Below are 24,639 nucleotides of genomic sequence, written 5' to 3'. Positions count from 1 at the left end.
GATGATTAAAATTAGTTATTCTTCATGTATGTTTTTTGTCCTACTTTTCATTTCCTGTGGTCAAAAAAAAATAAAACAAGAAAACTTTGTTAAAGAGAACATTGTATTGACTTCAACATTGGCTAAACAAATTTTTGCACTTCCAACGCACTGTTTGGAAATAGAATACCCAAATAAATTAGGCCAGGTTTTAGGGAGTAGTGATGACTTAAAGAGACCAAAAGATCTTAGACCATTGTTTTATGGCTGTTTTGATTGGCATTCTTCTGTTCACGGTTACTGGTCAATCATAAAACTCATGAAACAATTTCCTGAGCTTGACATAGACGGAAAAGTTAGAGCGATATTAAATGAGCATATCACAAGCGAAAATGTTGCTATTGAACAGGCTTTTTTTGAAGATAAGAACAACTTAGGCTTTGAGAGAACCTATGGCTGGGCTTGGTTATTTAAATTGCAACAAGAGCTTCATGTATGGGAAGACCAAGATGCAAAACGATGGGAGGCAACATTGCAGCCATTGGTTAATCTACTCGTAGAACGTTATAAAGAATACCTTCCTAAACTGGTTTACCCCATTAGGTCTGGTCAGCATGATAATACTGCATTTAGTCTGACACTCTCATTGGATTATGCAAACCAGGTAGCTGACCAATCATTCATTGACGCTATTCACGAAAATTCCCTGCGGTTTTTTGAAGCGGATAGTAATTGCAATTTGGCTTATGAACCAAGCGGATATGATTTTTTATCCCCTTGCTTAGAGGAGGCCTTATTGATGAGTAGGATTATGAACAAGTCTGATTATATGGTTTGGTTAAAAGGATTTATGCCGAATCTTTTTGATGAAAATTTTACATTGGATCCGGCGATAGTGAAAGATAGGGCAGATGGTAAATTGGTTCACCTAGATGGTTTAAATTATAGTCGATCTGCTTGTCTTTGGGGTATATCCTCAATTGACCCTGCTTTAGACCATTTAAAAAACATTGCTAATGCACATTTTAAATATTCTATAGGGAACCTGAATCAACAAGATGATTACATGGGAACTCACTGGTTAGGCACCTTCTCGCTATATGCTTTGTCTGTTAATGAGGCAAATTATCGTTAAGTATTAACATAAAGGAATGAGCTTATTTTCCTCAAGCTTTACAGGAACCTGATGAATCTGGGTGAATCCATCTTCGGTTGATAAAATTGCCGAAAGATCTACACCGCGTTTAGAGAGTGTACTAATCAATGCTGTCCGAAATATTGATTTATTTGAACCCCAATTTGAATTAACGAGTTCATTGTTTAAGATAACGAGCTCATTATTGGAATACTTAAGGAATTTCTCAAGTAAATGTTGTTGTAGATGATTTTTGTTTGACATACAATGAATGTTTAAGTGTTTAATCATTATTGCACTCAGATTGGGGTGATTTAACCGTATAAAAACGTTTTATTTTGGTATGAGACCCGTATTGATTTACCACCGCGGTGACGTCACTCGGTTGGTATTGCTCTTAAGCAATTCTGAATACTCTACAAAACTAGTAGATTAAAATTAAAAATCCAAATTTTACAATTCTTTTCGCAACCTCGCTACCGGAATATTCATAGCTTCCCTATATTTTGCTACGGTTCTTCTTGCGATGGAGTAGCCCTTTTCTTTTAGAATATCAGTCAGTTTTTCATCTGCTAGGGGTTTCCTTTTATCTTCATTGTTAATGCATTCTTCTAATATTTTCTTTACCTCTTTATTAGATACCTCTTCTCCTGATTCGGTTTGAATTGCTTCAGAGAAAAAAGACTTTAGCAAAAAAGTCCCAAATTCTGTTTGTACATATTTTGAATTAGCAACCCTAGATACGGTGGAAATGTCCATCTCGATTTTGTCTGCAATATCTTTAAGTATCATAGGTCTTAACATTCTGTCATCTCCGGTAAGGAAATAATCGTATTGATACTCCATTATTGCATTCATGGTTTTTAAAAGTGTTTGCTGGCGTTGTTTGATTGCGTCAATAAACCATTTTGCTGAATCAAGTTTTTGTTTGACAAATTGAACGGCCTCACGCATTTTTTTGTCGTTTTTTTCCGTTTTTTCATAATGCTCGAACATTTCTTGATAAGATCTAGAAACTCTTAATTCGGGTGCATTCCGCCCATTTAAAGTTAGATGAAGAACGCTGTCATTATTGCTGATATGGAAATCAGGAATGATATGTAATTGTTTTCCTGCAGTTGCTCCTGAATCCCCTGGTTTTGGGTTTAACTTTAAAATTTCATTGACAATTTCCTTTAGCTCCTCAGAGGAGACTCCAAGCTGTTTTTCGATCTTGTCATAATGTTTTTTCGTGAACTCGTCCAAATAATTTACGACAACTACCATCGCCTTCTGAATAATCAAATTCTCTTGATCTTTCTTTTTTAATTGGATAGTCAAACATTCTTGCAGATTTCTGGCTCCAATTCCTGCAGGGTCAAACTCTTGAATGACTTTTAACATATCTACGACTTCTTTTTCATCAACAATCGCATTTTGAGAAAAAGCGAGATCGTCAATTAGTGAAGGAATTGGACGTCGCAAATAGCCATCATCATCCAGGGATCCAATAATTTGCTGTCCAATAAGAAAGTCTTTATCGCTCAAGGCCAGTAAATCTAATTGATTCTGGAGATTCTCAAAAAAGGAGTCTTGAATTGCAATTGGAATTTCTTTTTTATTGTCTTCATCATCGTGATCGTAACTCCCCCCGTAATCACGGAAATCGTCTTCTTGAATATATTCATCTACACTAAACTCTTCATCGAAACTAGTATCCTCTGATCCGAAGTCCTCGTCCGGATCTTTGTCTGGGTATTCTTCAACAGGATCATTCATGTTGGTTAAACTTCCGTCTTCAAGGGCAGGGTTTTCTTCAAGCTCCTCTTTAATACGAGTATCTAAGGATACAGTTGGAACCTGTAGCAGTTTTATGAACTGTATTTGTTGAGGTGAAAGTTTTTGTAATAATTTCTGTTGTAGTGTTTGTTTTAACATATTCCCTATAATAAGTTAGGTAAAAATAACGATTATTATTTAATTAAAATAAGTTTTTGGGATATAATAGTCGATTTGGGTACAGTTTTTGATAGGGCGGATGCTTGATAGCCAATGGTAAAAAGAACGATAAGTGACAATTGTTAAAATTCGTTAATTTTTAATTCCAGTATGATTTTTGCTTGATTCGATATAGTTTTTACCAAAGTTTTCTTCATATTTACTGCATGTTTAAACGTGTCCGAAACAAATTTTTGCGTATATCACTGATAGTTATATATTTCATTGTTTTATTCACTTGTGCGGTCCAAATTAATTTTCTGGGTCTATTTGGTTCCTCACCAACTAGGGGAGAGATTTTGTTGCCAGAACTTAATATTTCATCCGAACTTTATACAGCTGATTCGGTATTGATTGGAAAGTATTTTAAGGAAGATCGAGATCCTGTTTCTTATGATAGTATTTCTCCAAATCTCATTAATGCATTAATTGCGACCGAAGATGTCCGCTTTTTTAAGCATCAAGGAGTTGACGTTATTGGTTTATTTTCAGGAATTATTTCGACCATTGGTGGGAGTGAAAGGGGAGGCAGCACAATTACCCAGCAATTAGCTAAAAACCTTTACCGTACACGCTACAAAGACTCTCAAGGATTCCTTGGCAGGATTCCGGGTTTGGGATTGGTGGTTACCAAATACAAGGAATGGATGACTGCTTTCAAGTTAGAGAATAAATACACTAAACAGGAGATATTAACTATGTATCTTAATACGGTTTCCTTTAGTAATAACGCGTACGGCATAAAATCAGCATCCAGACGTTATTTTGATAAATCGCCTGATGATTTAAATATTAGTGAGGCTGCAGTGCTTATAGGGATGCTCAAAGGAACGACTCTTTTTAGTCCAATTCGAAATCCTAAAAATTCTTTGCAAAGACGTAACGTAGTACTAAGTCAAATGCAAAAGGAGGGCTATATTGAAAGAGCAGAAATGTTAAGCTGGAGCAAGAAGCCTTTGGCCTTGAATTTAAACAATCAAGATATTAGAAGTTCAAATGATTCATACTTACGTACCGCTGTTGAGAAATGGTTGGAAGAGTGGTCTGAGGAGAATCAAATAGATATTTACACTAGTGGACTTAAGATCTATACAACGATAGATTCTAGAATGCAAAAAATTGCAGAAGAAAAGGTTGCCCTAAAAATGAAAGATCTTCAAGGCAGACTTGAACGTTCTTGGGAAGGTGAATTACCCTGGAGAGATAATGAAGGTAATGTAATTCCAAATTTTTTGGAAGATCATGCCAGGCAATTGCCAATCTTTAGTTCATTAATGAAAAAATTCAATGATGAAACCGCAGTTTTTGAAGAACTTCGGAAGAAAAAAACAATGTCTGTATTTACATGGGATGGTATGCAAGAGGTGGAATACTCCACGATGGATTCTTTACAACATTATATCAGTATGTTAAATACAGGAATGATGGCTATGAATCCCTACAACGGGCAGATTAAAGTATGGGTTGGTGGAATTAACCATAATTATTTTAAGTTTGATCATGTCAATCAAGCTAAAAGACAGGCTGGTTCTACTTTCAAACCGTTTGCCTATGCAGCTGCTTTGGAGTCAGGTATGAGTCCATGTGTTAAATACGAGGACAAACCAATTAAAATAGAATTTGTTAATAATAAAGGTGAGCAAGAAGTTTGGGAACCCAAAAATGCAGATTGGAAATTTTCTTATAGTGAATTGTCGCTAAGACACGCGATGGCTCGTTCTTTAAATTCTGTAACGGCGCAAATTACGCAGGATGTAGGATGGGATAAAGTAGTTCAGATGGCACAGAAATGTGGAATTGACAGTAAACTTGAATCTGTACCTTCTGTTGGTTTAGGCTCAAATGATGTTTCAGTTTTAGAGATGGTTCGTGGATATAGCACTTTTATGAATGAAGGCAAGCGGACCTCTCCAGTGCTAGTTTCTAGGATAGAGAATAAAGATGGGAAAGTATTAAAAGAGTTTAAAACTGAAACCAAACAAGCGATTTCACCAGAAAATGCTTGGTTAATGGGGTATATGTTAAGAGGAACTATTGAAGAGTCGGGAGGGACTTCTCAAGCTTTGTGGGAATGGGATTTGTTTGAGCAAGAAAATCAAATTGGAGGAAAAACTGGGACATCTTCTGACTATGTTGATGGATGGTATATGGGAATTACAAAGGATTTAGTAACAGGTGTATGGGTAGGTTGCGATGAGCAAAGTATTCATTTTAAAACCTCGGCTACCGGCGAAGGTTCTAAAACGGCCTTGCCAATCTATGCGATGTTTATGGAAGAACTGTATAAGCATCCTGAGTTAGGTGTTACTTTGGGAAAATTTCCGGAGTCAAAAGTAGAAATTACCAAAGAATTTAATTGCCCAGGCCCTCGTATTCGGGCTAGAACAGACTCTGTGGATTCAATAAATCCTGTTGATCAATTGGATATACCTAACCTTGTTCTTCCTGAAATCGCAGAACCGAGTCAACAAAATGAAGAAACAGAACTGATTAATTAGAATTAATTTATTTGAATTAGTTAATTTTAAAAGTATAAGAAGTAAACTTGAAAATCTCGTAAAATAACAGCGAGATCAGCAGTGAAGTAGATGTAATGTCTTTACTTTCTTGATCATGAGAAGAAATTACACGAAAAATTGAAACCAATTTATCACCTAGTGTGAAGTTGGTGTTTCACTAATTATTTATAAATTATGAAATTTAAAAACACCTTACTAAGAAAGATTCTTTGTGTTAACTTCATTTTGATCTTAAGCTTGTCATTATTGCCTAATAAGGGGCAAGCTCAGTATTTTGGTCAAAATAAAATGAGGTATAAAAAACTAGACTTCAAAGTGTATGATACTCCGCACTTTAATATTTATTATTACTTGCAGAATGATTCAATGATGAATTGGTTTGCAAAAGAAACAGAAGTTTGGTATGAGTTACATCAGCAAGTTTTTCAGGATACTTTTTTACGAAAGAACCCTATCATTCTTTATAACAATCATCCTGAATTTCAACAGACTACTGCAATCTCTGGAGAAATTGGCGTAGGAACAGGGGGGGTGACCGAAGCATTTAAGCAAAGGGTGGTTATGCCAGTTATGCAAATTAATCAACAAACCAGGCATGTGTTAGGGCATGAAATGGTCCATGCTTTTCAATATAGAGTTTTGCTAGAAGGAGGAGATTCTACTCGTTTAGAAAGCATAGGTAATATTCCATTGTGGATGGTTGAGGGAATGGCTGAGTATTTTTCTATTGGTAAAAAAGATGCCTTTACTTCCATGTGGATGCGAGATGCATATGCTAGAAACGATCTACCTACGTTAAGACAGATGACTGAGCAGTCCAATAAATATTTCCCATACCGATACGGTCAAGCGTTTTGGTCGTATATTGGTGCAACCTATGGAGATACGGTTATAATGCCTTTGTTTATTGAAACGGCTAAATATGGATATGAGGACGCTGTAAAACGTGTGTTTGGTTACGATGCACAAACTATGTCTACTTTATGGAAGAATAGTATGGAAAATTCATACCGTAGTATGGGAAAGGATACGACCTCAAATCCGATTGGTAAGTTGTTGCTTTCTCAGAAGAATGCAGGAAGGATGAATGTTTCGCCAGCTATTTCTCCTGATGGTAAGTATATCGCCTTTCTTTCAGAACTAGACTTGTTTAGCATCGATTTATTTTTGGCAGACGCACAGACTGGTAGTGTAATCCGTAAGTTAGGAAGCAGATTAACGAACGGTGATATTGATGAATTTAGCTTTATTGAATCAGCAGGTACATTTTCTTCAGATAGTAAGAAGTTTGCCTTTTCCATCTTTAGTGAAGGGAAGAATAAATTAATGATTGTTGATGTTGAGACAGGAAAATCTTTATCTGTTCAGGAAATGGGCGAGATTAAGGAGTTCACAAATATTACCTGGTCCCCAATTACGGATCAGGTTGCCTTTTCTGGATTAAAAAACGGAAGAAGCGATATTTATACTTACAATCTTCAGACGAAAGAACTTGTTCAATTAACGAATGATAAATATTCAGATTTTCAGCCTAGTTTTTCAAGAGACGGTAAATCAATTGTTTTTAGTACAGATCGTATCACTTTAGAATCTGCCTCAAAGTCAGTTGATATCCCGATGAGCCTAGCAATTATCGATATAGATTCTAAAGAATTAAAAAATATAACTGTTTTTGAGGGTGCAAATAATTTAAACCCTCAATTTTCTTCTAGCGGTAAAGAGATCTTTTTCCTTTCTAATAACGATGGTTTCCGAAACATGTATAAATATATTCTGGAAACCGGGCAAGTAGAAAGGATGACAGATTATTTTACAGGCATAAGTGGCATTACAGAATATTCTCCTGCACTTAGTGTCTCGGCAAATGATGATATCGTTTATTCGTATTATAAGGATAATGCCTACACTGTATATAAGGCTAAGAGTACAGATTTTGAAAATGTGCCGGTTGATCCAGGGGTTGTTGATTTCGAAGCTGCAATGCTCCCACCAGCACAGAGCAGAGGAGTTAATGTTGTAAACACTAATTTGCGAAATTTTAACGCTTATGGAAGAATTTCAGATTCTAAAATTAAAGACATTCCATATAAGCCAAAATTTAAACTTGACTATTTAGCGAATAGCGGTGTTGGAATGTCAGTTGGTTCTCGATATGGAGCTGGGATAAATTCAGGTATACAAGGAATGTTTTCCGATATTCTAGGATATAATCAAATTTTTGCAGCCTTAAATATCAACGGCGAAATTTACGATTTTGGAGGCCAGGTAGCCTATATTAATCAAAAAAGCCGATGGAATTGGGGTGGATCAATTTCACATATTCCATATCGATTTGGTTTTTATGATTTTGCCGAGCGAGATTTAGGTTCTGGACTTGAACCAGTTATAGATCAATATCTGATTCGTTCATTTCAAACCCAGGCAGATGCATTTGTAGCTTATCCATTTAATAGACATCATCGTTTCGAGACTGGAGGAGCAATTTCTTATAATTCATACCGTGTAGACCGATTTACTCAAAGTTATTACAACTACTATAGCACTAGAGAAAGAGTGCCAAATGATGAGGCTGGAAATGCCCTTGGAGGCGTGTCTCTGGATCCATTTAATTTGATGCAAGTGAATGCCGGTTTTGTAGGAGATAATGCTGTTTTTGGAATTGCCGCTCCATTGCAAGGGTTTAGATATAGGCTAGGAGCTGAGCAATATTTTGGAACCTATAAATTTACGGCCGTGAACGTTGATTTGAGAAAATATCATCGCGTTAAACCTATTACCATCGCTGCCAGGTTATATTCTTATATGCGTATAGGAGAAGGAAGTGATCAATTATATAATATTTATATAGGTTATCCTTATATGGTCAGAGGATTTGAAAATAATTCTTTCGGACCTAATAGTAAAATTGGTTATTCCGATCTATCAGGCTCTAAAATGGTGGTAGGAAACCTCGAAGTCCGTATTCCTTTTACCGGACCAGAGAAATTGGCTTTATTGCCATCAGGATTTTTATTCTCAGATTTGAACTTTTTTATCGATGGGGGATTAGCTTGGAGTAATAACAGCACAATAAAATGGGATAAGAAAGAAGAGGATAAGATTGTTGAATCAATTAATGGTGCAACCTATGAAATTTACGATCCGAACGTTACGATGCCTGTTTTTAGTGCAGGGGTGTCTATGCGCATTAATTTATTTGGTGCCATGATATTAGAACCATATTATGCAATTCAACTGAATAATCCCACGCGGGAAAAATTTGGAACCTTCGGATTAAACTTTGCTCCAGGCTGGTAGTCTAATCCATACATGCAAATAGATTTAGTGTAGGTAAGGTTGTTGAGGTCGTTGTTTACTGCTTAGGCGTAGACAGCGACCTTTTTTGTAATACCAAATGCTGTCTTCGGACTAAGACTTAACCAATTTGGATTTTTTTGACGAATTATACGTTCCCGAACAATTCGACCATAACTAGATAATTCCATTTGTCTTTTTTGTGCATCTATCAAATTATTGAACCTCTCAATTAAAACAATTCGATTTAAATAAGTCTGGGGAGATCTCCCGTTTTGTATGGATAAGTTTAAATCATTTTTCAATACAGATAAATCTCCGGTAACTCCCGATTCTAGGAATCTTCTGTTTGGGTCCGTTGTAATATAGGTGTAATAAGTGCTCATACGCTGATGTAAACTAAAATATTTGGTTATATTAAAATATTATACTAACTTTATTGGCACAATGTTACTAATAAAATTAGTTTTAAAAAAATAAATTTTAAAAATTCATGTCAAATATTGCATCAAATCTTAAGTTTCTCCGAAAAAAAAAGAGATTAACTCAACAAAAATTTGCTGATCTCCTTGAAATAAAGCGTGCTTCAGTTGGTGCGTATGAAGAGAATCGAGCTGAACCAAAGTATTCTCTACTAAAAAAAATAGCTGAGTTCTATGAGCTCTCTATGGATGAATTGGCCAATGATGAAATTGACGAAAAATGGAAGCCAACTCCTAAAGGCAATTCGTCTAATTTAAGAGTGCTGACTATAACAGTTGATTCTGAAAACAACGAGAATATAGAGTTCGTTCCTGTGAAGGCAAGTGCAGGTTATTTAAATGGGTATGGGGATCCTGAGTTTGTAAAAGACCTTCCTAAAATATCTTTACCTTTATTTAACCAGGGAACCTATAGAGCTTTCGAGATTAAAGGAGATTCAATGTTGCCGCTTCCTTCTGGTTCTTTTATCATATCAGAATATGTTGAAAATTGGCATAATATAAAATCAGGACATACTTACATTATAATTTCCTTAAACGAGGGGATCGTTTATAAGCGCGTTGCTCATAAATACAATGAAGGAAAGGGGTTAAAATTAATGTCTGATAATAAAACTTATGACCCATATTGGGTTGAATCATCAGAAATTTTGGAAGTTTGGGAGGCCAAGGCATTTCTAAGTACTGAACTTCCCCAAGCTGGTATAGAACCAACTTTGGAAGGTTTATCATCTATGATGGCGCAAATGCAAAAAACGATTAATTCTGTTGTTGAGAAAGGGTAATCCATTTTAGCAATACTAAATTGTTGTTTTGATTTTAATAAAGGATTTTGTATCTTTGTAATATCTGAAAGGAAGGGGGCATCGCATGCCCCCTTTTTTAATTCATTAATTAAAATTATGCAGATTGAGAATCGAGTAATCGAATTGATAGAGGAGAAAATAGCTGACAGAAGTGATTTATTCATTGTTAGCGTGAAGTTTTTAAAAAATGGTGTTCTTGAGATTTTATTAGATGGAGATCATGGAATTGCAATTGAGGATTGTGTTCAAGTTAGTCGCCATGTAGGTTTTCATTTAGAGGAGGAGAATGCTATTGAACAAGCGTATAGATTAGAGGTATCCTCACCAGGAGTTGATTCTCCACTTTTTTTAGAAAGACAATATCAAAAGAATATAGGTAGGGATGTTCACGTCAAATTGAATGACGGAAATAAACGCGAAGGAAAATTGTTGACCTCAAACGCTACTACTATAAGTATTGAAGAAAAAATAAAAGAAAAAGGGAAAAAGGTCGTTTTGCAACAATTGGATATCCCTCTCGATCAAATAAAGGAAACAAAGGTGTTAATTTCATTTAAATAAAAATGAGTACTAATATTAACTTGATTGACTCTTTTCAGGAGTTTAAAGATTTCAAGAACATAGATCGTCCAACGGTCATCACAGTTTTAGAAGAAGTATTCCGTAGCATGATTCGTAAACGTTTCGGAACGGATGAGAATGTAGACGTAATTGTTAACCCAGATAATGGAGATTTGGAGATTTGGCGCACGCGAGTTGTGATGGAAGATGGATTTTCTGAGGATGATGATCTAGAAATTGAATTAAAGGAGGCTCATACATATGATCCCGATTTAGAGGTAGGAGACGATTACATTGAACAAATTACTTTAGAGAGTTTCGGTCGTCGAGCTATATTAGCGGCTCGTCAAACTTTAGTGTCTAAAATCTTAGAACTTGAAAAGGACGAAGTCTTTAAAAAATATAAAGACCGTGAAGGGGAACTAGTTATAGGCGAAGTCTATCAGATTTGGAAAAAAGAGATTTTGGTATTAGATGAGGACGGAAACGAACTTATTCTTCCAAAAACTGAACAAATTCCAGCGGATTATTTCAAAAAAGGAGATAATATTCGTGCTGTAGTTCATAAGGTTGATATGATGAATAATAATCCAAAGATTATTATTTCTCGTACTGCGCCAGAATTTTTACAACGTTTGTTCGAACTTGAAGTTCCTGAAATTTTTGACGGCTTAATCACGATTAAGAAAATAGTTCGTGAACCAGGAGAACGGGCAAAAGTTGCTGTGGAATCTTATGATGATCGTATTGATCCAGTTGGGGCCTGTGTCGGTATGAAAGGCTCGCGTATTCATGGTATTGTTCGTGAATTGCGTAATGAAAATATTGATGTGATTAACTTTACAACAAATCATTCTTTATACATTACTCGTGCCTTAAGTCCTGCACGTATTACCTCTATCAAGCTTGATGAGGAAAATAAGACAGCTGCGGTTTATTTAAAACCGGATCAAGTTTCCTTAGCAATTGGTCGTGGCGGACACAATATTAAATTAGCAGGAAAATTGACAGGCTATGAAATTGATGTTTACCGTGAAAATGCCGAAGAAGAGGAGGATGTAGACATCGAGGAATTTGCAGACGAAATTGAAAGCTGGATTATCGACGAATTCAAACGCGTTGGTTTAGATACAGCAAAATCAGTATTGTCCTTAACTGAAGAGGAATTAGTTCGACGAACCGATTTAGAAGAAGATACAATACGAGAAATCGTTCGCGTATTACAAGCTGAATTCGAATAATGATTAATTCGGATTCCAGGGTTAACAATTTGTAAAAATTTGTTAAATCCATGTAAAAAAACATATTTTTGTAAAAGAAACTCATTTTATAGATAGTAGATGACAGAAGGTAAAAGTATAAACTTGCTTAAAGCGGCAAAAGAGCTCAACATTGGTATTGGTACAGCTGTAGATCATTTGGTGAAGAAAGGATTCGATGTGGATTCTAAACCAAGTACAAAGCTTAGTCCAGAGATGTATGGTGTTCTTTTGAAAGAATTTCAGGGTGATAAAATTGTGAAGGATGAAGCTAAACAAATTGTTATTGGCAAGATTCGCCGTGATGAGGGCCCGGCTACGAGCAATACTCAAACCAATCCTGAATCTACCGATGAACAAGAGAGTCCTTTAGAAGTAAAAGAGATTTTAATTAAGAATACTTCAATAGAGAAAGAACCTGTTGTAGAAGAATTAAAAAAAGAGCAAGAATCGCATTCTGCTCTAAAAGTAGTTGGAAAAATCGATTTGGATAGTTTCAAAAAAGGTAAACCAGCCGCTCCAAAAGAAGAGCCAAAAAAGGAAGTTGTTCAAGAACAAGCTAAACCTGAGGCAAAAAAAGAAATTGTAGAACCTGTAAAACAACCAATTGCTGAAGTTAAACCAGTTGAGCCTGTGAAGGTGGAAACTAAAAAACCAGTTGAAGTCAAGAAAACTGAAGCTCCAAAGGCTCCAGTAATACCTGCTCCAGTTGACAAGGTAAACCCAGTAAAGGTTGAAACTCCTGTAAAAGAAGAAAAACAACAGCCAGTGGTTGAAAAAAAACCAGAACCAGTAAAACAGCCTGAAACACCGGTTGTGAAACCTGAACCTCAGGATTCTGTAATCCGTGCTCGTTCAGCAACCCTAAGTGGTCCAAAGGTAGTAGGAAAAATACAGTTGCCTGTAGCAAAACCTCATAAACCTGTTGCATCCTCATCATCGAATGCAGGGAATGCAAATCAACACGATAATAAACGCAAACGTAAGCGTACGAATAAGCCAAATAATCCAACGGGTACGGCAGATGCGGGTAATGCTGGCAATGCCAATACTCCAAATAGACCGGATACTGGCAATCGTCCTGCTCACCCGGGAAATAATAATCGTCCAAATACGCCGAATAGGGGGGCACATCCTCATTCGAATAATGCGCACGGTAAAGGGCGTAACGATAGACACAGAAAACCAGATGCTCCTAAAGAAGAGCCAACAGAAAAGGAAATCCAAGATCAAATTAAGGCTACTTTAGCCCGTTTGAGTGGAGCTGGTAAGTCTGGTAAATTTGCTCAACGCGCTAAATTACGTCGTCAGAAACGTGATGATGTAGCACAAACTGCTGAAGATGCAGCTATGGAGCAAGAAATGATGTCCAAAATATTACGCGTAACGGAATTTGTTACAGCAAATGAATTGGCAAATTTAATGGATGTTCCTGTCACTCAGGTAATTGCTACTTGTATGAGTTTGGGCATGTTTGTGTCAATTAATCAACGTTTAGATGCTGAAACTCTTGCTATTGTCGCGGATGAATTTGGTTATAAAATTGAATTTATCAAACCAGAAGATGAAGAAATTGCAGAACTTGAAGAAGAGGACAACGAATCCAGATTAATATCTCGAGCACCAATTGTTACTGTAATGGGACACGTCGATCATGGTAAAACGTCCTTATTAGATTTTATTCGTAAAGCAAATGTAACTAAAGGAGAAGCTGGGGGGATCACTCAGCATATTGGAGCGTATGCCGTGAAATTAGAAGATGGGCGTAAATTAACGTTCTTAGATACACCAGGTCACGAAGCCTTTACCGCTATGCGTGCCCGTGGTGCACAAGTAACGGATATAGCTATCATCGTTATCGCTGCTGATGACGCTGTGATGCCTCAAACAAAAGAAGCAATTAATCATGCTATGGCTGCGAATGTACCTATTATATTTGCCTTTACTAAGGTCGATAAACCAGGAGCTAATCCAGATCGTATTCGCGAACAATTGTCAGCCATGAATATTTTGGTCGAAGATTGGGGCGGTAAATACCAAGCCCAAGAAATTTCTGCCAAGACAGGTGAAAATGTTGAATTATTATTAGAAAAGGTGTTGCTAGAAGCAGAAATGCTTGAACTAAAAGCCGATCCAGGTAAACGTGCGGTTGGTTCAGTAATTGAAGCAGCTCTAGATAAAGGGAGAGGTATCGTTACAACTGTTCTGGTTCAGAGTGGTACATTACGTGTTGGTGATCCAATTTTAGCCGGTTCACACTCAGGTAAAGTAAAAGCTTTAACGAATGAAAGAGGGGAACGCGTGAAGGAGGCAGGACCATCAGTTCCTGTTCAAATTTTAGGTATGTCAGGTGCGCCAACTGCTGGTGATAAGCTCTACGTGATGGAAAGCGAATCAGAAGCTAGATTGGTTGCCAATAAGCGTCTACAATTGCAACGTGAACAAGGAATGCGTGCTACTAAACACATTACTTTGGATGAAATTGGTCGTCGTTTGGCTATCGGAAACTTTAAAGAACTAAACATTATTGTCAAAGGTGATGTGGATGGATCTATCGAGGCGTTATCTGATTCATTATTGAAACTTTCTACGGATGAAATCCAAGTTAACATTATCCATAAGTCAGTAGGTGCTATCTCTGAATCCGATGTATTACTTGCTTCTGCTTCTGATGCAATCATCATTGGTTTCCAAGTTAGACCAACCCAGAATGCTCGTAAATTGGCGGAAAATGAGCAGATAGATATTCGTCTGTACTCAATCATCTATGATGCTATTGAAGAAATAAGGTCTGCGATGGAAGGTATGCTGGCACCTAAATTGGAAGAGAAAATAGTTGCGGAAGTTGAAATTCGTGAGGTTTTCAAAATATCCAAAGTTGGTACAATTGCTGGATGTATGGTTCGTGAAGGTAAAATAAATAGAAACAATGATATCCGTATAATTAGAGACGGAGTTGTTATTCTAACCGGAAAATTAGCTTCATTAAAACGATTTAAAGATGATGTTAAAGAAGTGTCAATGGGTTATGAATGTGGATTAAACATCGATCGATTCAATGATATTCAGGTCGGTGACATTGTGGAAGCATTTGAACAAGTAGAAGTAAAACGTAAATTATAATTTTATAAAAAATAAATAAACTATAATCTGGAAGGGAGATGAAAGAGTCTACTAGTTAATCCAGATTAAGAAACGACCAAGAAAATCCATGATTTTACTTGGTCGTTTTTTTTTCTTTTTTTTCACAATAACCTGAAAGTAGTTGTTTTGATTCCCTGGTAATTTATAGAACAACATAAGTTTGTTATTGCCAATAGAGGTTATCTATTTGAAAATATAATCAAATCATACTATCTTTAACACTATGTTCACATTCAAAATTTCAGAAATAATTCACCAACCTAACCAAAATATTTCTATACGATTTGAGGATCTTTCAAAAAAATTTCCAATTTATAAGGCAGGACAATTTTTAACTCTTACTTTTCTTTTTGGCGAAAGAGAAGTCAGAAGATCTTACTCATTTTCTAGTTCACCGGTCTTAGCAGAACCTTATGAAATTACGGTGAAACGTGTTGATAATGGAGAGATTTCAAGACTTCTTCATCATAAAACTCAGGTAGGGGATGAAATTCAGGTGCTTGAACCGCAAGGTATATTTTGCTACGAACCTTCTTTTGATAGCACAAAAACAATCTTTTTATTTGGTGCTGGTGTGGGCATTACCCCACTATATTCAATATTAAAAACGGTATTAAGCGCAGAGACTAAAAGTAAGGTAGTCTTAGTGTACAGCAATAGTTCAAAAGAACAAACGATATTCTATGAGGATTTATTAGAGTGGCAAAGAAAATACCCCGACCGTTTATATATTGAATTCATATGGTCTGATCGAAAAAACTTGTTAAAGGCTAGGTTAAACAGGGAATATATCATCGAATTGGTCAACAATCATGTGAAAAACTTAAATGATGGGATATTTTATACCTGTGGACCATTGTTTTACATGGATTTATGTCGATTTACTTTATTAGGAATGGGAATTCCTGATGATTCAATTAAAAAAGAAACCTTCCATTTTCCAGAAGAAGAAGAGGATGATGATGAGAAAGAGGAGGTTCCTGTTGATACCAGTACTTATGATGTTCTACTTAAATTCCAAGGTATAGAGTACCCATTAAGAATTCCTTACAATAAAACCGTGCTGGAGGTGGGATTGGAAAATAAAATTAAATTACCCTATTCTTGTAAGTCGGGAATGTGCAGTACATGTATTTCTCAGGTAACCAGTGGTTCGGTTCGTATGGATTATAATGAGATTTTGACGGATTCAGAGGTGGAAAAAGGACAATGCCTCATATGTACTTCTCATCCAATAGAAGATAATACCACAATCGAAGTTTATTAATACTATTCTGTATCAAAAAATCCTCGATTAAAAATAATAGCCTAGAACTGGGCAAATTTAATTCAATATAAATCGCTAAAATTCAAATGTATTAACGATTTATATTGAACGATTATTTATTTTAATGGATGGTTAACCCCCTCAAAAGTCATCTTAACAGGTTTAATAAATCCATTTTCGTCAAAATTCATTTCATCTACAGAAGTCTCTCTTTCATTAGCACCTGTTTTTCCAAGGGGTCTACGATGATAGACTATAAAATATTTATCTTTATTAGGAACCTTTATCACTGAATGATGACCAGCGCCTGTAGCTATTTTTGGATCCTGTTCAAGGATAGTACCAATGCGTTCGAATGGTCCAAAAGGGGAATCAGAAATAGCGTAAGCAACTTTATAATTTGGTCCTCCCCATCCGCCTTCTGACCACATAAAATAATACTTATTATTGCGAATAAACATAAAGGGTCCTTCAACATAGTTCTCTGGAGTGACTTCCTTATAGATTGAACCATCTTCAAACGGAACCAAGCTTTTAAAATCATCACTTAGTCGAACCACATTGCAATGCTTCCATCCCCCATAAAACATATAATATTGTCCGTCTTTATCTTTAAACACAAATTGATCAATTGGTTGGGCGCCATTTACAATTTTATTAATCAATGGCTTGCCTAGATGGTCTTTGTATGGCCCTTCAGGTTTATCCGCCACTGCAACACCGATGCCACCAATTTCGCCTTCATGTACGTCATTTGCCCCAAAGAAAAAATAATATTTACCATCTTTTTGGATAACGCTTGGGGCCCACATAGCCTTATTGGCCCACTTAACCTCTTTATTATCTAATATTTTTTCGTGTTTTTTCCAGGTCACAAGGTCCTTTGATGAAAAGGCATCAAAGAAAATTTGTTCCTCATAAGGAGCGGAGTAAGTTGGAAATATCCAATATTCATTGTTATAAACTATTCCTTCTGGATCAGCATACCAACCAGGGAATACGGGGTTTTGTTGAGCAAGTGCATAATGTGAAGAAAATAAGGCTAATGCCGATAAGTAATAATGTATTTTTTTCATTGCTAAAGGGTTTTATCAACCTTGAAATTAAGTATTTTTCTCGGTTAATCCTATCATTTAATCTTGGTTTATTTTTAATTTTTTTTTTAAGCAGAGGCAACGTTTTTCGTTTTCACTCCGTATTTGTAGTATAGACCCATTTAAATTAAATGTTATGAAAACAAAAAGAGAATTGCTAAAAGGTAACCGTTTTATTATGCTTTTGGCTATTATGTTTGTCTGCGTATCGATCTTTTCTTGCGGAAAAGATGATTCTGACCCTGAACCATCGAATATGGTAAACTATTCAGGTAATTTTGTTAAATCAAATGCACAAGTTACCACATCAGCTACGGGTAAAACAACTGCAAGCTATAATACAACCACTCGGGAATTGACCTTCAAGCTTACCTGGGAAGGATTAGGCAGTGTACCTGTGGGAATGCACTTTCATAATAATGGACCAGTTATCATTCCTATTGAAGGTTTTTCTGCTATGGTGGACGGAACATTTTCAGCTAAGGCTACATTAACAGCTGAACAGGCAGTAGATTTAGCTGCTGGGAAAATTTACTCTCAAATTCATACGGTAAATTACCCTGGGGGTGAAGTGATTGCTACTTTAACTAAGTCAGGTTCTTCAGGCGATAATACTCCTGGTAATGGTTATTAAATATGAAAGTGGTTATACTGATGCTTCTATTAGGCCTTATAGTCTATATGGGGTGTACTAAAATGGCTCCTGAATTTGAACCTGATGATACGCAAAACAATTGTGAACCGAAATTTCCTGATAAAAACGTAACCTATACTAATTATGTTAAGAGCGTCATTTCAAAATATTGCACCGAGAGTTGTCATAAGGGAGGTAACAGTTCTGGTCCAGGAAATTTTACCACTTATGAAGGATTAAAACCCTATATAGGAGATGTATTTTATTTTCGTGTTATTCAAGATCAAGCTGATATGCCATTAGGAAATGCTCCTTTATCAAAATCCATGCGGGATTCTTTAAACATATGGGTGCAGAATTGTGGCCCCAAAGGTTAACAGCTAAATTAACGAAAATGAAAGGTATACTGATTTACTTTTTTATAATGACATTGAGCCATACTTTGGTTGCGCAAGTTTTTATATCAAAAAAATCCGAATTTACTTTTTTTTCTGAGGCTCCCTTAGAAAATATTAAAGCTAAAAGTAATCAAGGAAAGTCGGCTTTGAATATACATACGGGAGATGTTTATTTTAAAGTGGGGATACGTTCGTTTCTTTTTAAAAAAGCATTAATGCAAGAGCATTTTAATGAAAACTATTTGGAAAGTGACAAATACCCCTATGCAGAGTTTAAAGGCACCTTGGAAAATGGATTCGACTTTGCTAAAGATGGAATTCAAACTGTGATTATTAAAGGAGTCCTGAAAATACATGATGTAAGTAAAGAATATACTGTCAAAGGCACTTTTGAAAAAGTAGGTGGGACCATTGTAGGTCGATCAATTTTCAATGTAAGAATTGCGGACCATCAAATAAAAATACCAAGTGTAGTGTTTCGAAATATCGCCGAGGTAGTTCAGGTAAGTGTATTTGTTGAATATGTGATCATGAATAAATAAGATTATTATGAAAGCTATTATTTTTGTGTTCCTTGTTTTAATCCAGTTAGGCCCCCTAATTGCGCAAGATAATTTAAGTAAATTGTTTCAAGATTCTGTTTCAGAAAAAGAACACTTACCCGTGATCTCGACTTTTAAATCTAGTCAGATTATAAACGCCCAAACCAATGAAACCATACATAAGCATGACTTGTTACTTATAGTTGGTCATCGATTCGGCGATATGGCAGGGGAAAATGGGGGAGTTAGTAATTTTTTTGGGCTGGATAATTCAACTGACATACTTATTGCATTTGATTATGGAATATCCGATAAATTAAGCGTCGGATTGGGTAGAACAAAGGGGGCGGCTAATGGAGTCAATACAGATCATAAACAATTGATTAATTTGAATATGAAATATAGATTATTTCATCAAACTACTGATGATTTCATTCCGGTATCGGTTACTTTGTATGGAAATAGTGTATTATCAGCGATGAAAAAATCTCAGGTAGGAACTTCGGATGCAAATTTTAAACAATTTGGAGATCGCCTATCTTATTTGGGGCAAATAATCATAACCCGAAAATTTAGTGACCGATTCTCATTGGCCTTACTACCAACGTATGTAAGACGAAATTATGTATCATTTATGGATATGAATAATATTTTTGCTCTGGGGATAGGCGGAAGACTGAAAGTGACTAAGAGGATGGCATTGGTTATAGATTATTTCTATCCTTTTAGGAGTAAGGATAGCAAAAATTATTTTGAAACAATTAAGGAATTTAAATTCTACAATCCATTAGGTGTCGGGGTTGAAATAGAAACGGGAGGACATGTTTTTAATGTAGGTTTTACAAATGCTACAGCAATACTGGAAAATCAATTTTTACCAAATACAAGTACTAGTTGGTTAAAAGGGGGTTTTAGGTGGGGATTCAGTATCACTCGTACATTTTCATTAGGTGCTAACAAAAATGACTAACTATATGTTATAGAAGAATTATATGATTCAGTATTGATTTCTAAATGATCGAGGAAAGATTGAAGCAACTAATTCAGGGTTGTAAAAAACAAAATAGAAATTCCCAGCAACTGCTTTACCAAGAGTTCTATAGCTTTGCTATGAGTATATGTTTGAGATTTGTGAGTAATCGATATGAAGCGGCTGAAGTCCTAAATGAAGGCTTTTACAAGGTGCTAACGCATATTGAAGAATACGACGAATACAGATCTTTTAAAACATGGCTTAGTAAAATAATGTACAATGCATCCATTGATTATTATCGATCAAATGTTAAAAACAATCACTTGATGGAATTGGATAAAGCGACGGAGGTTGAAGTCGATGCTGACATTGAACAAAAGTTGGATTATGATGATTTATTGTCTATGGTTCAAAATTTATCTCCCTCTTATAGGATCGTATTTAATTTGTTTGCCATTGACTCTTATTCGCATGAGGAAATTGCGAAGATGTTAGGTATATCCGAGGGATGTTCTAGATCGAATTTGCATAAAGCTAGACAGAAACTAAAACATATGTTGAGCATTCGGCACTCGGAAAATAAAAACTCTGGAATGGGAAATATGAATATATTACCGATTAACCAATTTGACATTGATAATTTATTTCACAGAAATTTCTGGATGTGATGGGCAAAAAAACTAAAAAATTAGATGAATTGTTTCGGGAAAAACTAAGTTCTGATAAAAAAGTTTTTTACTATAATAGGCACGATTGGGAGTCTTTGGAGCAAAAAATAATAGCATGGAGGAAAGAAAAAAGGAAAGTAATTTTAATGAGAGCAGTATTAGGTGCTGCAGTAATTTTATTAGTATGCTTTTTATTTTGGAAAGTGAAAATTGATGAAACAAAGTTAGAAAGTGTGCAACTCAGGTTAAATACGGAAAATGGTAAAATTGACTCTTTAGGTCCCTGGCCGAACCAAAATACAGAAAAACCTAAGCAAACAGAAGATTTAAAAAACGAAGTTATAACTGGGGATATTAAAAGAACATTTACACATTTGTTTACCGAGAATAGAGATTTAAGGAGTTTAGAAAAATCTAGCAAAATTACCCTAGATTCTAGATTATTATCGAAAATTCTGACCAATAGAAGGCTAAATAAGTTAAAATCAATTCAAGTACCTAAACAGGAAATGATTGATTTAATTTATGATGAACGTTTGATGCTTTCTAATCTATCATTTAACTCCGAAAGGCCAGAAAGTAACCAATCAAGAAAGAATGTCGTATTGAGTGTTCATGCTGCACCATCGTTAAATGGAGTTGGAAGTTTTAAAAATGGTGAATTTGGTCGTGATTTAGGTTTTTTGATTTCGGTTGATTTAACAAGAAGATTAAAAATTAGTACTGGAGCAATATATACTAAAAAGACCTATGGGGCAGATTTTAATTCAAATACATATTCGAGCAAGGATAATTTAAGATCTTTCAAGGTGGGATATGGTAATAATTACCCAGTTGAAGGCACTAATATCCTTAATCCCCAGGCTGTCTATGCTGATTGTAGAGTTTTGGATATTCCCTTGAATATTGAATATTCTTTAGTAAAGAAGGGAAAGAATGAGTTGAGCGTTGGTACCGGATTGTCCTCTTATATTATGATGAGAGAAAAATATCAATTTCAATTTGATGATCAAACAAGTACTAATTCAAAGACAATCGATATTAGAAATGAAAATAAACATCTATTGAGTATCGTTAACCTAAAGGTAAGTTACACAAGGAAATTAAATTCCAAAATTGGTATAAGTGTAGAGCCATTCCTTAAAATGCCGGTTACTGATATAGGTTATGCCAAGATTAAATTACAATCAGTCGGTGTGGCCTTAAACGTTAATTTTACTTTAAAGCCTAAAAATTTTAAAAAAAAATAGAGGCAAACTTGTTGAAGCCTTCCCCCATTTTTTAGATCTCCCTTGTTTTTCAGACTATTTTTATGATACTATTTTTCCGGATAGGCTACGGTTACATTGCTAATTTTCCAACCATTTTCCGAGTTACAAAGGGTAACATAATCGATTCTTTGAAATTTTTCATATGTTGAAACTACTTTGACTATACTACAATCTTCATTTTTTTCTACGAAAGAATATTCAGTTTCACACAGAGTCTTTATATTCTTTAGAGATTTTAGATGGTTAATTAATTGTCGTTTATTTACAGATTTACTGTTCGCATTATTAGGACTTGATTGTTTAAAATCTTCTGAAAATAAATGATTCAACAATTCAGTTTCCCCTTGGGTAGTCGCGTTAATGTAATGATCTACAATGGTCTCGACTTTTAAAAATTTTACAGGGTCTGATTTTTCTAAACTAAATGCGAATGAGCCGATTAATGTAAATACTGCTGTTGCGATTAATGTGATTAAAGTTTTCATGATTATAATTATTTAGTGTATGATTATTTAATTGTATGCTTCAAAAGTATATCAAAACATAATCGGCGACTAGATAGATTAGGTGTAGCATGAAAATAATTCGGTAAATGTTGAGAAATAATCGGTAAAATCTCGTTTTAGATTCACCCGTTTCGGTGAATAATTATTATTTCGAATTAATCAACAAAAATTGAGGGTTTAATATCTCCTCCGATTTTGGAATAAGAAGATGACAGACTCTTTTAACCAATTTTAAAAGAAGTCATTGTTAGGGCACCAGCCACAGCTGCATCATTAAATATTGTCAAATTTTCATTTTTTTCCTGCAAAGCTAGAGCATAAATCATAGGTAAATAATGTTCAGGAGTTGGAATTGCAAGTGCGAACTCTTTACCTTGTTTTTCATATTCAATTAAAGGTTTATGATTTGATTCATTGATATAGGTTTTCATTTTTTCATTGGCGATTTGCGCCCAATCAAAAGCATAACCTACAACATCTAAATGTTGCCATGATACCATTCCTAAATTATGGACGTTATTGCCTGAACCAATAATAAGAACTCCTTTGTTCCTCAGACTTGCTAACTCTTTTGCTAAAGCATAATGCTGGGCAGGAGATTGTGTATAATCAATACTCATTTGTATTACAGGAACATCCGCATTAGGGTATAAATGTTTCACAACGGACCACGAACCATGATCCAGCCCCCATTTGTCATCCAAATGGACCTCTGTACTGTTAATTATTTGTTGAACAGCTTCCGCTAAGACAGGTGACCCCGGCGCTGGGTATTGAACATCAAATAATGCTTGAGGGAATCCCCCGAAATCGTGTATGGTGCTTGGGTTATCCATGGCTGTTACATAGGTACCTTTAGTCTCCCAATGGGCTGATATTACTAATATCGCCGTAGGTTTTTCTATTTCCTTGCTGATAGCCTTAAAGCCTTGGACAAATTCATTGTCCTGTATTGCATTCATTGGACTACCGTGACCTAGAAATAAAACAGGCATCCTGGAGGTTGAATTCAAACTATCAATAAATTTGTTTAATGATCTCAATTTTCCAGATACATCTATTTGTTCTGACTTAGAACTGATTGTTAAACGTTGGTTTTTATTAGCCATTTTTTTATATCCTTTCTTTTACAATACAAAGGTCAGGAAGAATTTTTAATCTCTGATATGATAATTTGGTAAAAAGGTATGAAAATTCGGAAAACTAGCTAATTATATTAATCATTTCATCTCTAAATTCAGACGGCGTTTGCCCGGCTTTTTTTTTAAAAACGCTTGTAAAATAGGCTTTATCTGAATACCCAAGTTCGAATCCAATTTCAGATATAGTTTTATTCGTTGTAATCAGTAGGTTTTTTGCTTCAATCAATTTCCTGGTTTCAATAATTTCAGACACCGATTGCTGTAAGATGCTTTGCGTAATACTGTTGAGATTCCTAGCACTCATAAATAATTTTTCTGCATAATAACTCACCCCAACTGGTCGATGATAGTTGTCTTCTAAAATGGTTAAAAAATTTTTAAACGTGATGTCTTGATTTCTGAATAGTTGTTGGCTATCTGGTTGTTGCGTTTTTCTTTCCGCCTCAATCATGGTGAACAACGCGTTAAGTAATTCCCGAACGATAGAGAGCTCTGGCTTTTTCTGCTGCATTTCTTCATAAATCATTTTTGAAATTTGATCTAGACGATTGAAGCATCTACTGTTTTTGAACGTAAGATTCGCTTTATTATGAAAGGATCCATACAAATTGAATGTAGTCTCCGGAATAAATTCGCTTTTAAACCTCATAACCCATAATTCACATTTGCCCTCAATGACGCTGGGAACAACTTTATGAATCTTTCCTTTGCTGATAAAACATGCAAATGGTGCCCTGTATACATTTGATTTGAAATCTATAAAATGTTCAATTTTTCCTAAGACTCCAATGATTAGTTCTTCATAACTGTGGTTATGAGGTTTGTTGATCTGGGATTGAATAGCGAGCACATCATCTTGGCTTATTTTAATGATTTCAAATAGGTTTTCCATGATTTTTCCATCTTACTGTTCTAAATTTCTGATTTTTTATTGAAAAACCTAGTAATTCTAGAGAAGGTTTTATGAATCATGATTTTATCAAATTAG

21 protein-coding genes and 1 riboswitch are annotated in these 24,639 nt (G+C 35.3%); of the genes, 14 read left to right on the top strand and 7 right to left on the bottom strand.

The genetic code is table 11. The features are described from left to right. Nucleotide 1: 1 nt before the first annotated feature. Nucleotides 2-1,114: a DUF2891 domain-containing protein gene (locus tag AC6CHH_RS13555; RefSeq protein ID WP_498283753.1), complete on the top strand. Its 1,113-nt coding sequence runs from the start codon at nt 2-4 to the stop codon at nt 1,112-1,114. 3 nt (nt 1,115-1,117) lie between these two features. On the opposite strand, the gene AC6CHH_RS13550 is transcribed toward AC6CHH_RS13555, so the two are convergent. Both AC6CHH_RS13550 and rpoN read right to left on the bottom strand, forming a co-directional pair. Then, the gene (locus AC6CHH_RS13550; protein ID WP_498283751.1) at nt 1,118-1,378 is read right to left on the bottom strand and encodes a 5-oxoprolinase; all 261 of its coding nucleotides are present in this window, start codon (nt 1,376-1,378) and stop codon (nt 1,118-1,120) included. Nucleotides 1,379-1,438: 60 nt separating this feature from the next. Continuing rightward, nucleotides 1,439-1,534: riboswitch (SAM-I-IV-variant riboswitch) on the bottom strand. A gap of 33 nt (nt 1,535-1,567) precedes the next feature. After that, entirely contained in the window at nt 1,568-3,031 is a 1,464-nt protein-coding gene (gene rpoN / locus AC6CHH_RS13545) for an RNA polymerase factor sigma-54 (RefSeq protein WP_498283749.1), read from the bottom strand. A gap of 254 nt (nt 3,032-3,285) precedes the next feature. On the opposite strand from rpoN, the gene AC6CHH_RS13540 reads away from it, so the two are divergent. Next, a complete protein-coding gene (locus AC6CHH_RS13540; RefSeq protein WP_498283747.1) occupies nt 3,286-5,589 on the top strand; it encodes a penicillin-binding protein 1A in 2,304 nt (767 codons plus the stop codon). A gap of 195 nt (nt 5,590-5,784) precedes the next feature. Further along, entirely contained in the window at nt 5,785-8,907 is a 3,123-nt protein-coding gene (locus AC6CHH_RS13535; protein ID WP_498283745.1) for a peptidase MA family metallohydrolase, read from the top strand. A gap of 62 nt (nt 8,908-8,969) precedes the next feature. Here AC6CHH_RS13535 and AC6CHH_RS13530 read toward each other — a convergent pair whose 3' ends face one another. Beyond that, nucleotides 8,970-9,290: a GIY-YIG nuclease family protein gene (locus AC6CHH_RS13530; protein WP_498283743.1), complete on the bottom strand. Its 321-nt coding sequence runs from the start codon at nt 9,288-9,290 to the stop codon at nt 8,970-8,972. A 107-nt stretch (nt 9,291-9,397) separates the two neighbouring features. Here AC6CHH_RS13530 and AC6CHH_RS13525 point away from each other — a divergent pair, with 107 nt between their 5' ends. The 5 genes from AC6CHH_RS13525 to AC6CHH_RS13505 all read left to right on the top strand — a co-directional run bounded on the left by AC6CHH_RS13525 (nt 9,398) and on the right by AC6CHH_RS13505 (nt 16,423). Then, on the top strand, nt 9,398-10,171 hold the full coding sequence (locus AC6CHH_RS13525; protein WP_498283741.1) for an XRE family transcriptional regulator: 774 nt from the start codon (nt 9,398-9,400) through the stop codon (nt 10,169-10,171). A 117-nt stretch (nt 10,172-10,288) separates the two neighbouring features. Beyond that, nucleotides 10,289-10,753 (top strand): ribosome assembly cofactor RimP, encoded by a 465-nt coding sequence (gene rimP / locus AC6CHH_RS13520; protein WP_498283739.1) that lies wholly within the window; start codon nt 10,289-10,291, stop codon nt 10,751-10,753. A gap of 2 nt (nt 10,754-10,755) precedes the next feature. Next, complete coding sequence (gene nusA, locus AC6CHH_RS13515; protein ID WP_498283737.1) at nt 10,756-11,994, top strand: transcription termination factor NusA; 1,239 nt, start codon at nt 10,756-10,758, stop codon at nt 11,992-11,994. 99 nt (nt 11,995-12,093) lie between these two features. After that, complete coding sequence (gene infB / locus AC6CHH_RS13510; protein ID WP_498283735.1) at nt 12,094-15,135, top strand: translation initiation factor IF-2; 3,042 nt, start codon at nt 12,094-12,096, stop codon at nt 15,133-15,135. Nucleotides 15,136-15,379: 244 nt separating this feature from the next. After that, nucleotides 15,380-16,423, top strand: coding sequence for a 2Fe-2S iron-sulfur cluster-binding protein (locus tag AC6CHH_RS13505; RefSeq protein ID WP_498283733.1), 1,044 nt, complete (start codon nt 15,380-15,382; stop codon nt 16,421-16,423). A gap of 116 nt (nt 16,424-16,539) precedes the next feature. On the opposite strand, the gene AC6CHH_RS13500 is transcribed toward AC6CHH_RS13505, so the two are convergent. After that, nucleotides 16,540-17,499, bottom strand: a complete 960-nt coding sequence (locus AC6CHH_RS13500) for a glycoside hydrolase family 43 protein (protein ID WP_498283731.1) — start codon at nt 17,497-17,499, stop codon at nt 16,540-16,542. Nucleotides 17,500-17,653: 154 nt separating this feature from the next. On the opposite strand from AC6CHH_RS13500, the gene AC6CHH_RS13495 reads away from it, so the two are divergent. From AC6CHH_RS13495 to AC6CHH_RS13470, 6 genes are read left to right on the top strand one after another with little or no spacing between them, the layout of a single operon-like run. Beyond that, nucleotides 17,654-18,151, top strand: a complete 498-nt coding sequence (locus AC6CHH_RS13495; RefSeq protein ID WP_498283729.1) for a CHRD domain-containing protein — start codon at nt 17,654-17,656, stop codon at nt 18,149-18,151. A gap of 2 nt (nt 18,152-18,153) precedes the next feature. Continuing rightward, nucleotides 18,154-18,528, top strand: a complete 375-nt coding sequence (locus AC6CHH_RS13490) for a hypothetical protein (RefSeq protein WP_498283727.1) — start codon at nt 18,154-18,156, stop codon at nt 18,526-18,528. Nucleotides 18,529-18,545: 17 nt separating this feature from the next. Continuing rightward, nucleotides 18,546-19,091: a YceI family protein gene (locus AC6CHH_RS13485; RefSeq protein ID WP_498283725.1), complete on the top strand. Its 546-nt coding sequence runs from the start codon at nt 18,546-18,548 to the stop codon at nt 19,089-19,091. Nucleotides 19,092-19,098: 7 nt separating this feature from the next. Continuing rightward, the gene (locus AC6CHH_RS13480; protein ID WP_498283723.1) at nt 19,099-20,061 is read left to right on the top strand and encodes a DUF5777 family beta-barrel protein; all 963 of its coding nucleotides are present in this window, start codon (nt 19,099-19,101) and stop codon (nt 20,059-20,061) included. Nucleotides 20,062-20,120: 59 nt separating this feature from the next. Next, nucleotides 20,121-20,732: an RNA polymerase sigma factor gene (locus AC6CHH_RS13475; RefSeq protein WP_498283721.1), complete on the top strand. Its 612-nt coding sequence runs from the start codon at nt 20,121-20,123 to the stop codon at nt 20,730-20,732. Then, the gene (locus AC6CHH_RS13470; protein WP_498283719.1) at nt 20,729-21,982 is read left to right on the top strand and encodes a hypothetical protein; all 1,254 of its coding nucleotides are present in this window, start codon (nt 20,729-20,731) and stop codon (nt 21,980-21,982) included. The genes AC6CHH_RS13475 and AC6CHH_RS13470 overlap by 4 nt, the downstream gene beginning before the upstream one ends. A 68-nt stretch (nt 21,983-22,050) precedes the next feature. On the opposite strand, the gene AC6CHH_RS13465 is transcribed toward AC6CHH_RS13470, so the two are convergent. The 3 genes from AC6CHH_RS13465 to AC6CHH_RS13455 form a co-directional block, all read right to left on the bottom strand. Further along, on the bottom strand, nt 22,051-22,488 hold the full coding sequence (locus tag AC6CHH_RS13465; RefSeq protein ID WP_498283717.1) for a nuclear transport factor 2 family protein: 438 nt from the start codon (nt 22,486-22,488) through the stop codon (nt 22,051-22,053). A gap of 242 nt (nt 22,489-22,730) precedes the next feature. Continuing rightward, nucleotides 22,731-23,618 (bottom strand): 4,5-DOPA-extradiol-dioxygenase, encoded by an 888-nt coding sequence (gene ygiD, locus AC6CHH_RS13460; RefSeq protein ID WP_498283715.1) that lies wholly within the window; start codon nt 23,616-23,618, stop codon nt 22,731-22,733. Between the two features lie 94 nt (nt 23,619-23,712). Then, entirely contained in the window at nt 23,713-24,543 is an 831-nt protein-coding gene (locus tag AC6CHH_RS13455) for an AraC family transcriptional regulator (RefSeq protein WP_498283713.1), read from the bottom strand. Between the last annotated feature and the right edge of the window lie 96 nt (nt 24,544-24,639).

It is taken from the genome of Sphingobacterium sp. GQ94 (assembly GCF_059758715.1).
Note: the sequence above shows the minus strand (reverse complement) of the source record. Positions and strands in the feature narration are given on the sequence as shown.

What these genes read in the sequence shown, in the direction of transcription:
- ygiD (WP_498283715.1), bottom strand. Translation starts at nt 23,618, where the DNA reads ATGGCTAATAAAAACCAACGTTTAACAATCAGTTCTAAGTCAGAACAA.
- AC6CHH_RS13480 (WP_498283723.1), top strand. Translation starts at nt 19,099, where the DNA reads ATGAAAGCTATTATTTTTGTGTTCCTTGTTTTAATCCAGTTAGGCCCC.
- AC6CHH_RS13485 (WP_498283725.1), top strand. Translation starts at nt 18,546, where the DNA reads ATGAAAGGTATACTGATTTACTTTTTTATAATGACATTGAGCCATACT.
- infB (WP_498283735.1), top strand. Translation starts at nt 12,094, where the DNA reads ATGACAGAAGGTAAAAGTATAAACTTGCTTAAAGCGGCAAAAGAGCTC.
- AC6CHH_RS13455 (WP_498283713.1), bottom strand. Translation starts at nt 24,543, where the DNA reads ATGGAAAACCTATTTGAAATCATTAAAATAAGCCAAGATGATGTGCTC.
- nusA (WP_498283737.1), top strand. Translation starts at nt 10,756, where the DNA reads ATGAGTACTAATATTAACTTGATTGACTCTTTTCAGGAGTTTAAAGAT.
- AC6CHH_RS13550 (WP_498283751.1), bottom strand. Translation starts at nt 1,378, where the DNA reads ATGTCAAACAAAAATCATCTACAACAACATTTACTTGAGAAATTCCTT.
- rimP (WP_498283739.1), top strand. Translation starts at nt 10,289, where the DNA reads ATGCAGATTGAGAATCGAGTAATCGAATTGATAGAGGAGAAAATAGCT.
- rpoN (WP_498283749.1), bottom strand. Translation starts at nt 3,031, where the DNA reads ATGTTAAAACAAACACTACAACAGAAATTATTACAAAAACTTTCACCT.
- AC6CHH_RS13495 (WP_498283729.1), top strand. Translation starts at nt 17,654, where the DNA reads ATGAAAACAAAAAGAGAATTGCTAAAAGGTAACCGTTTTATTATGCTT.
- AC6CHH_RS13555 (WP_498283753.1), top strand. Translation starts at nt 2, where the DNA reads ATGATTAAAATTAGTTATTCTTCATGTATGTTTTTTGTCCTACTTTTC.
- AC6CHH_RS13535 (WP_498283745.1), top strand. Translation starts at nt 5,785, where the DNA reads ATGAAATTTAAAAACACCTTACTAAGAAAGATTCTTTGTGTTAACTTC.
- AC6CHH_RS13500 (WP_498283731.1), bottom strand. Translation starts at nt 17,499, where the DNA reads ATGAAAAAAATACATTATTACTTATCGGCATTAGCCTTATTTTCTTCA.
- AC6CHH_RS13525 (WP_498283741.1), top strand. Translation starts at nt 9,398, where the DNA reads ATGTCAAATATTGCATCAAATCTTAAGTTTCTCCGAAAAAAAAAGAGA.
- AC6CHH_RS13505 (WP_498283733.1), top strand. Translation starts at nt 15,380, where the DNA reads ATGTTCACATTCAAAATTTCAGAAATAATTCACCAACCTAACCAAAAT.
- AC6CHH_RS13490 (WP_498283727.1), top strand. Translation starts at nt 18,154, where the DNA reads ATGAAAGTGGTTATACTGATGCTTCTATTAGGCCTTATAGTCTATATG.
- AC6CHH_RS13465 (WP_498283717.1), bottom strand. Translation starts at nt 22,488, where the DNA reads ATGAAAACTTTAATCACATTAATCGCAACAGCAGTATTTACATTAATC.
- AC6CHH_RS13530 (WP_498283743.1), bottom strand. Translation starts at nt 9,290, where the DNA reads ATGAGCACTTATTACACCTATATTACAACGGACCCAAACAGAAGATTC.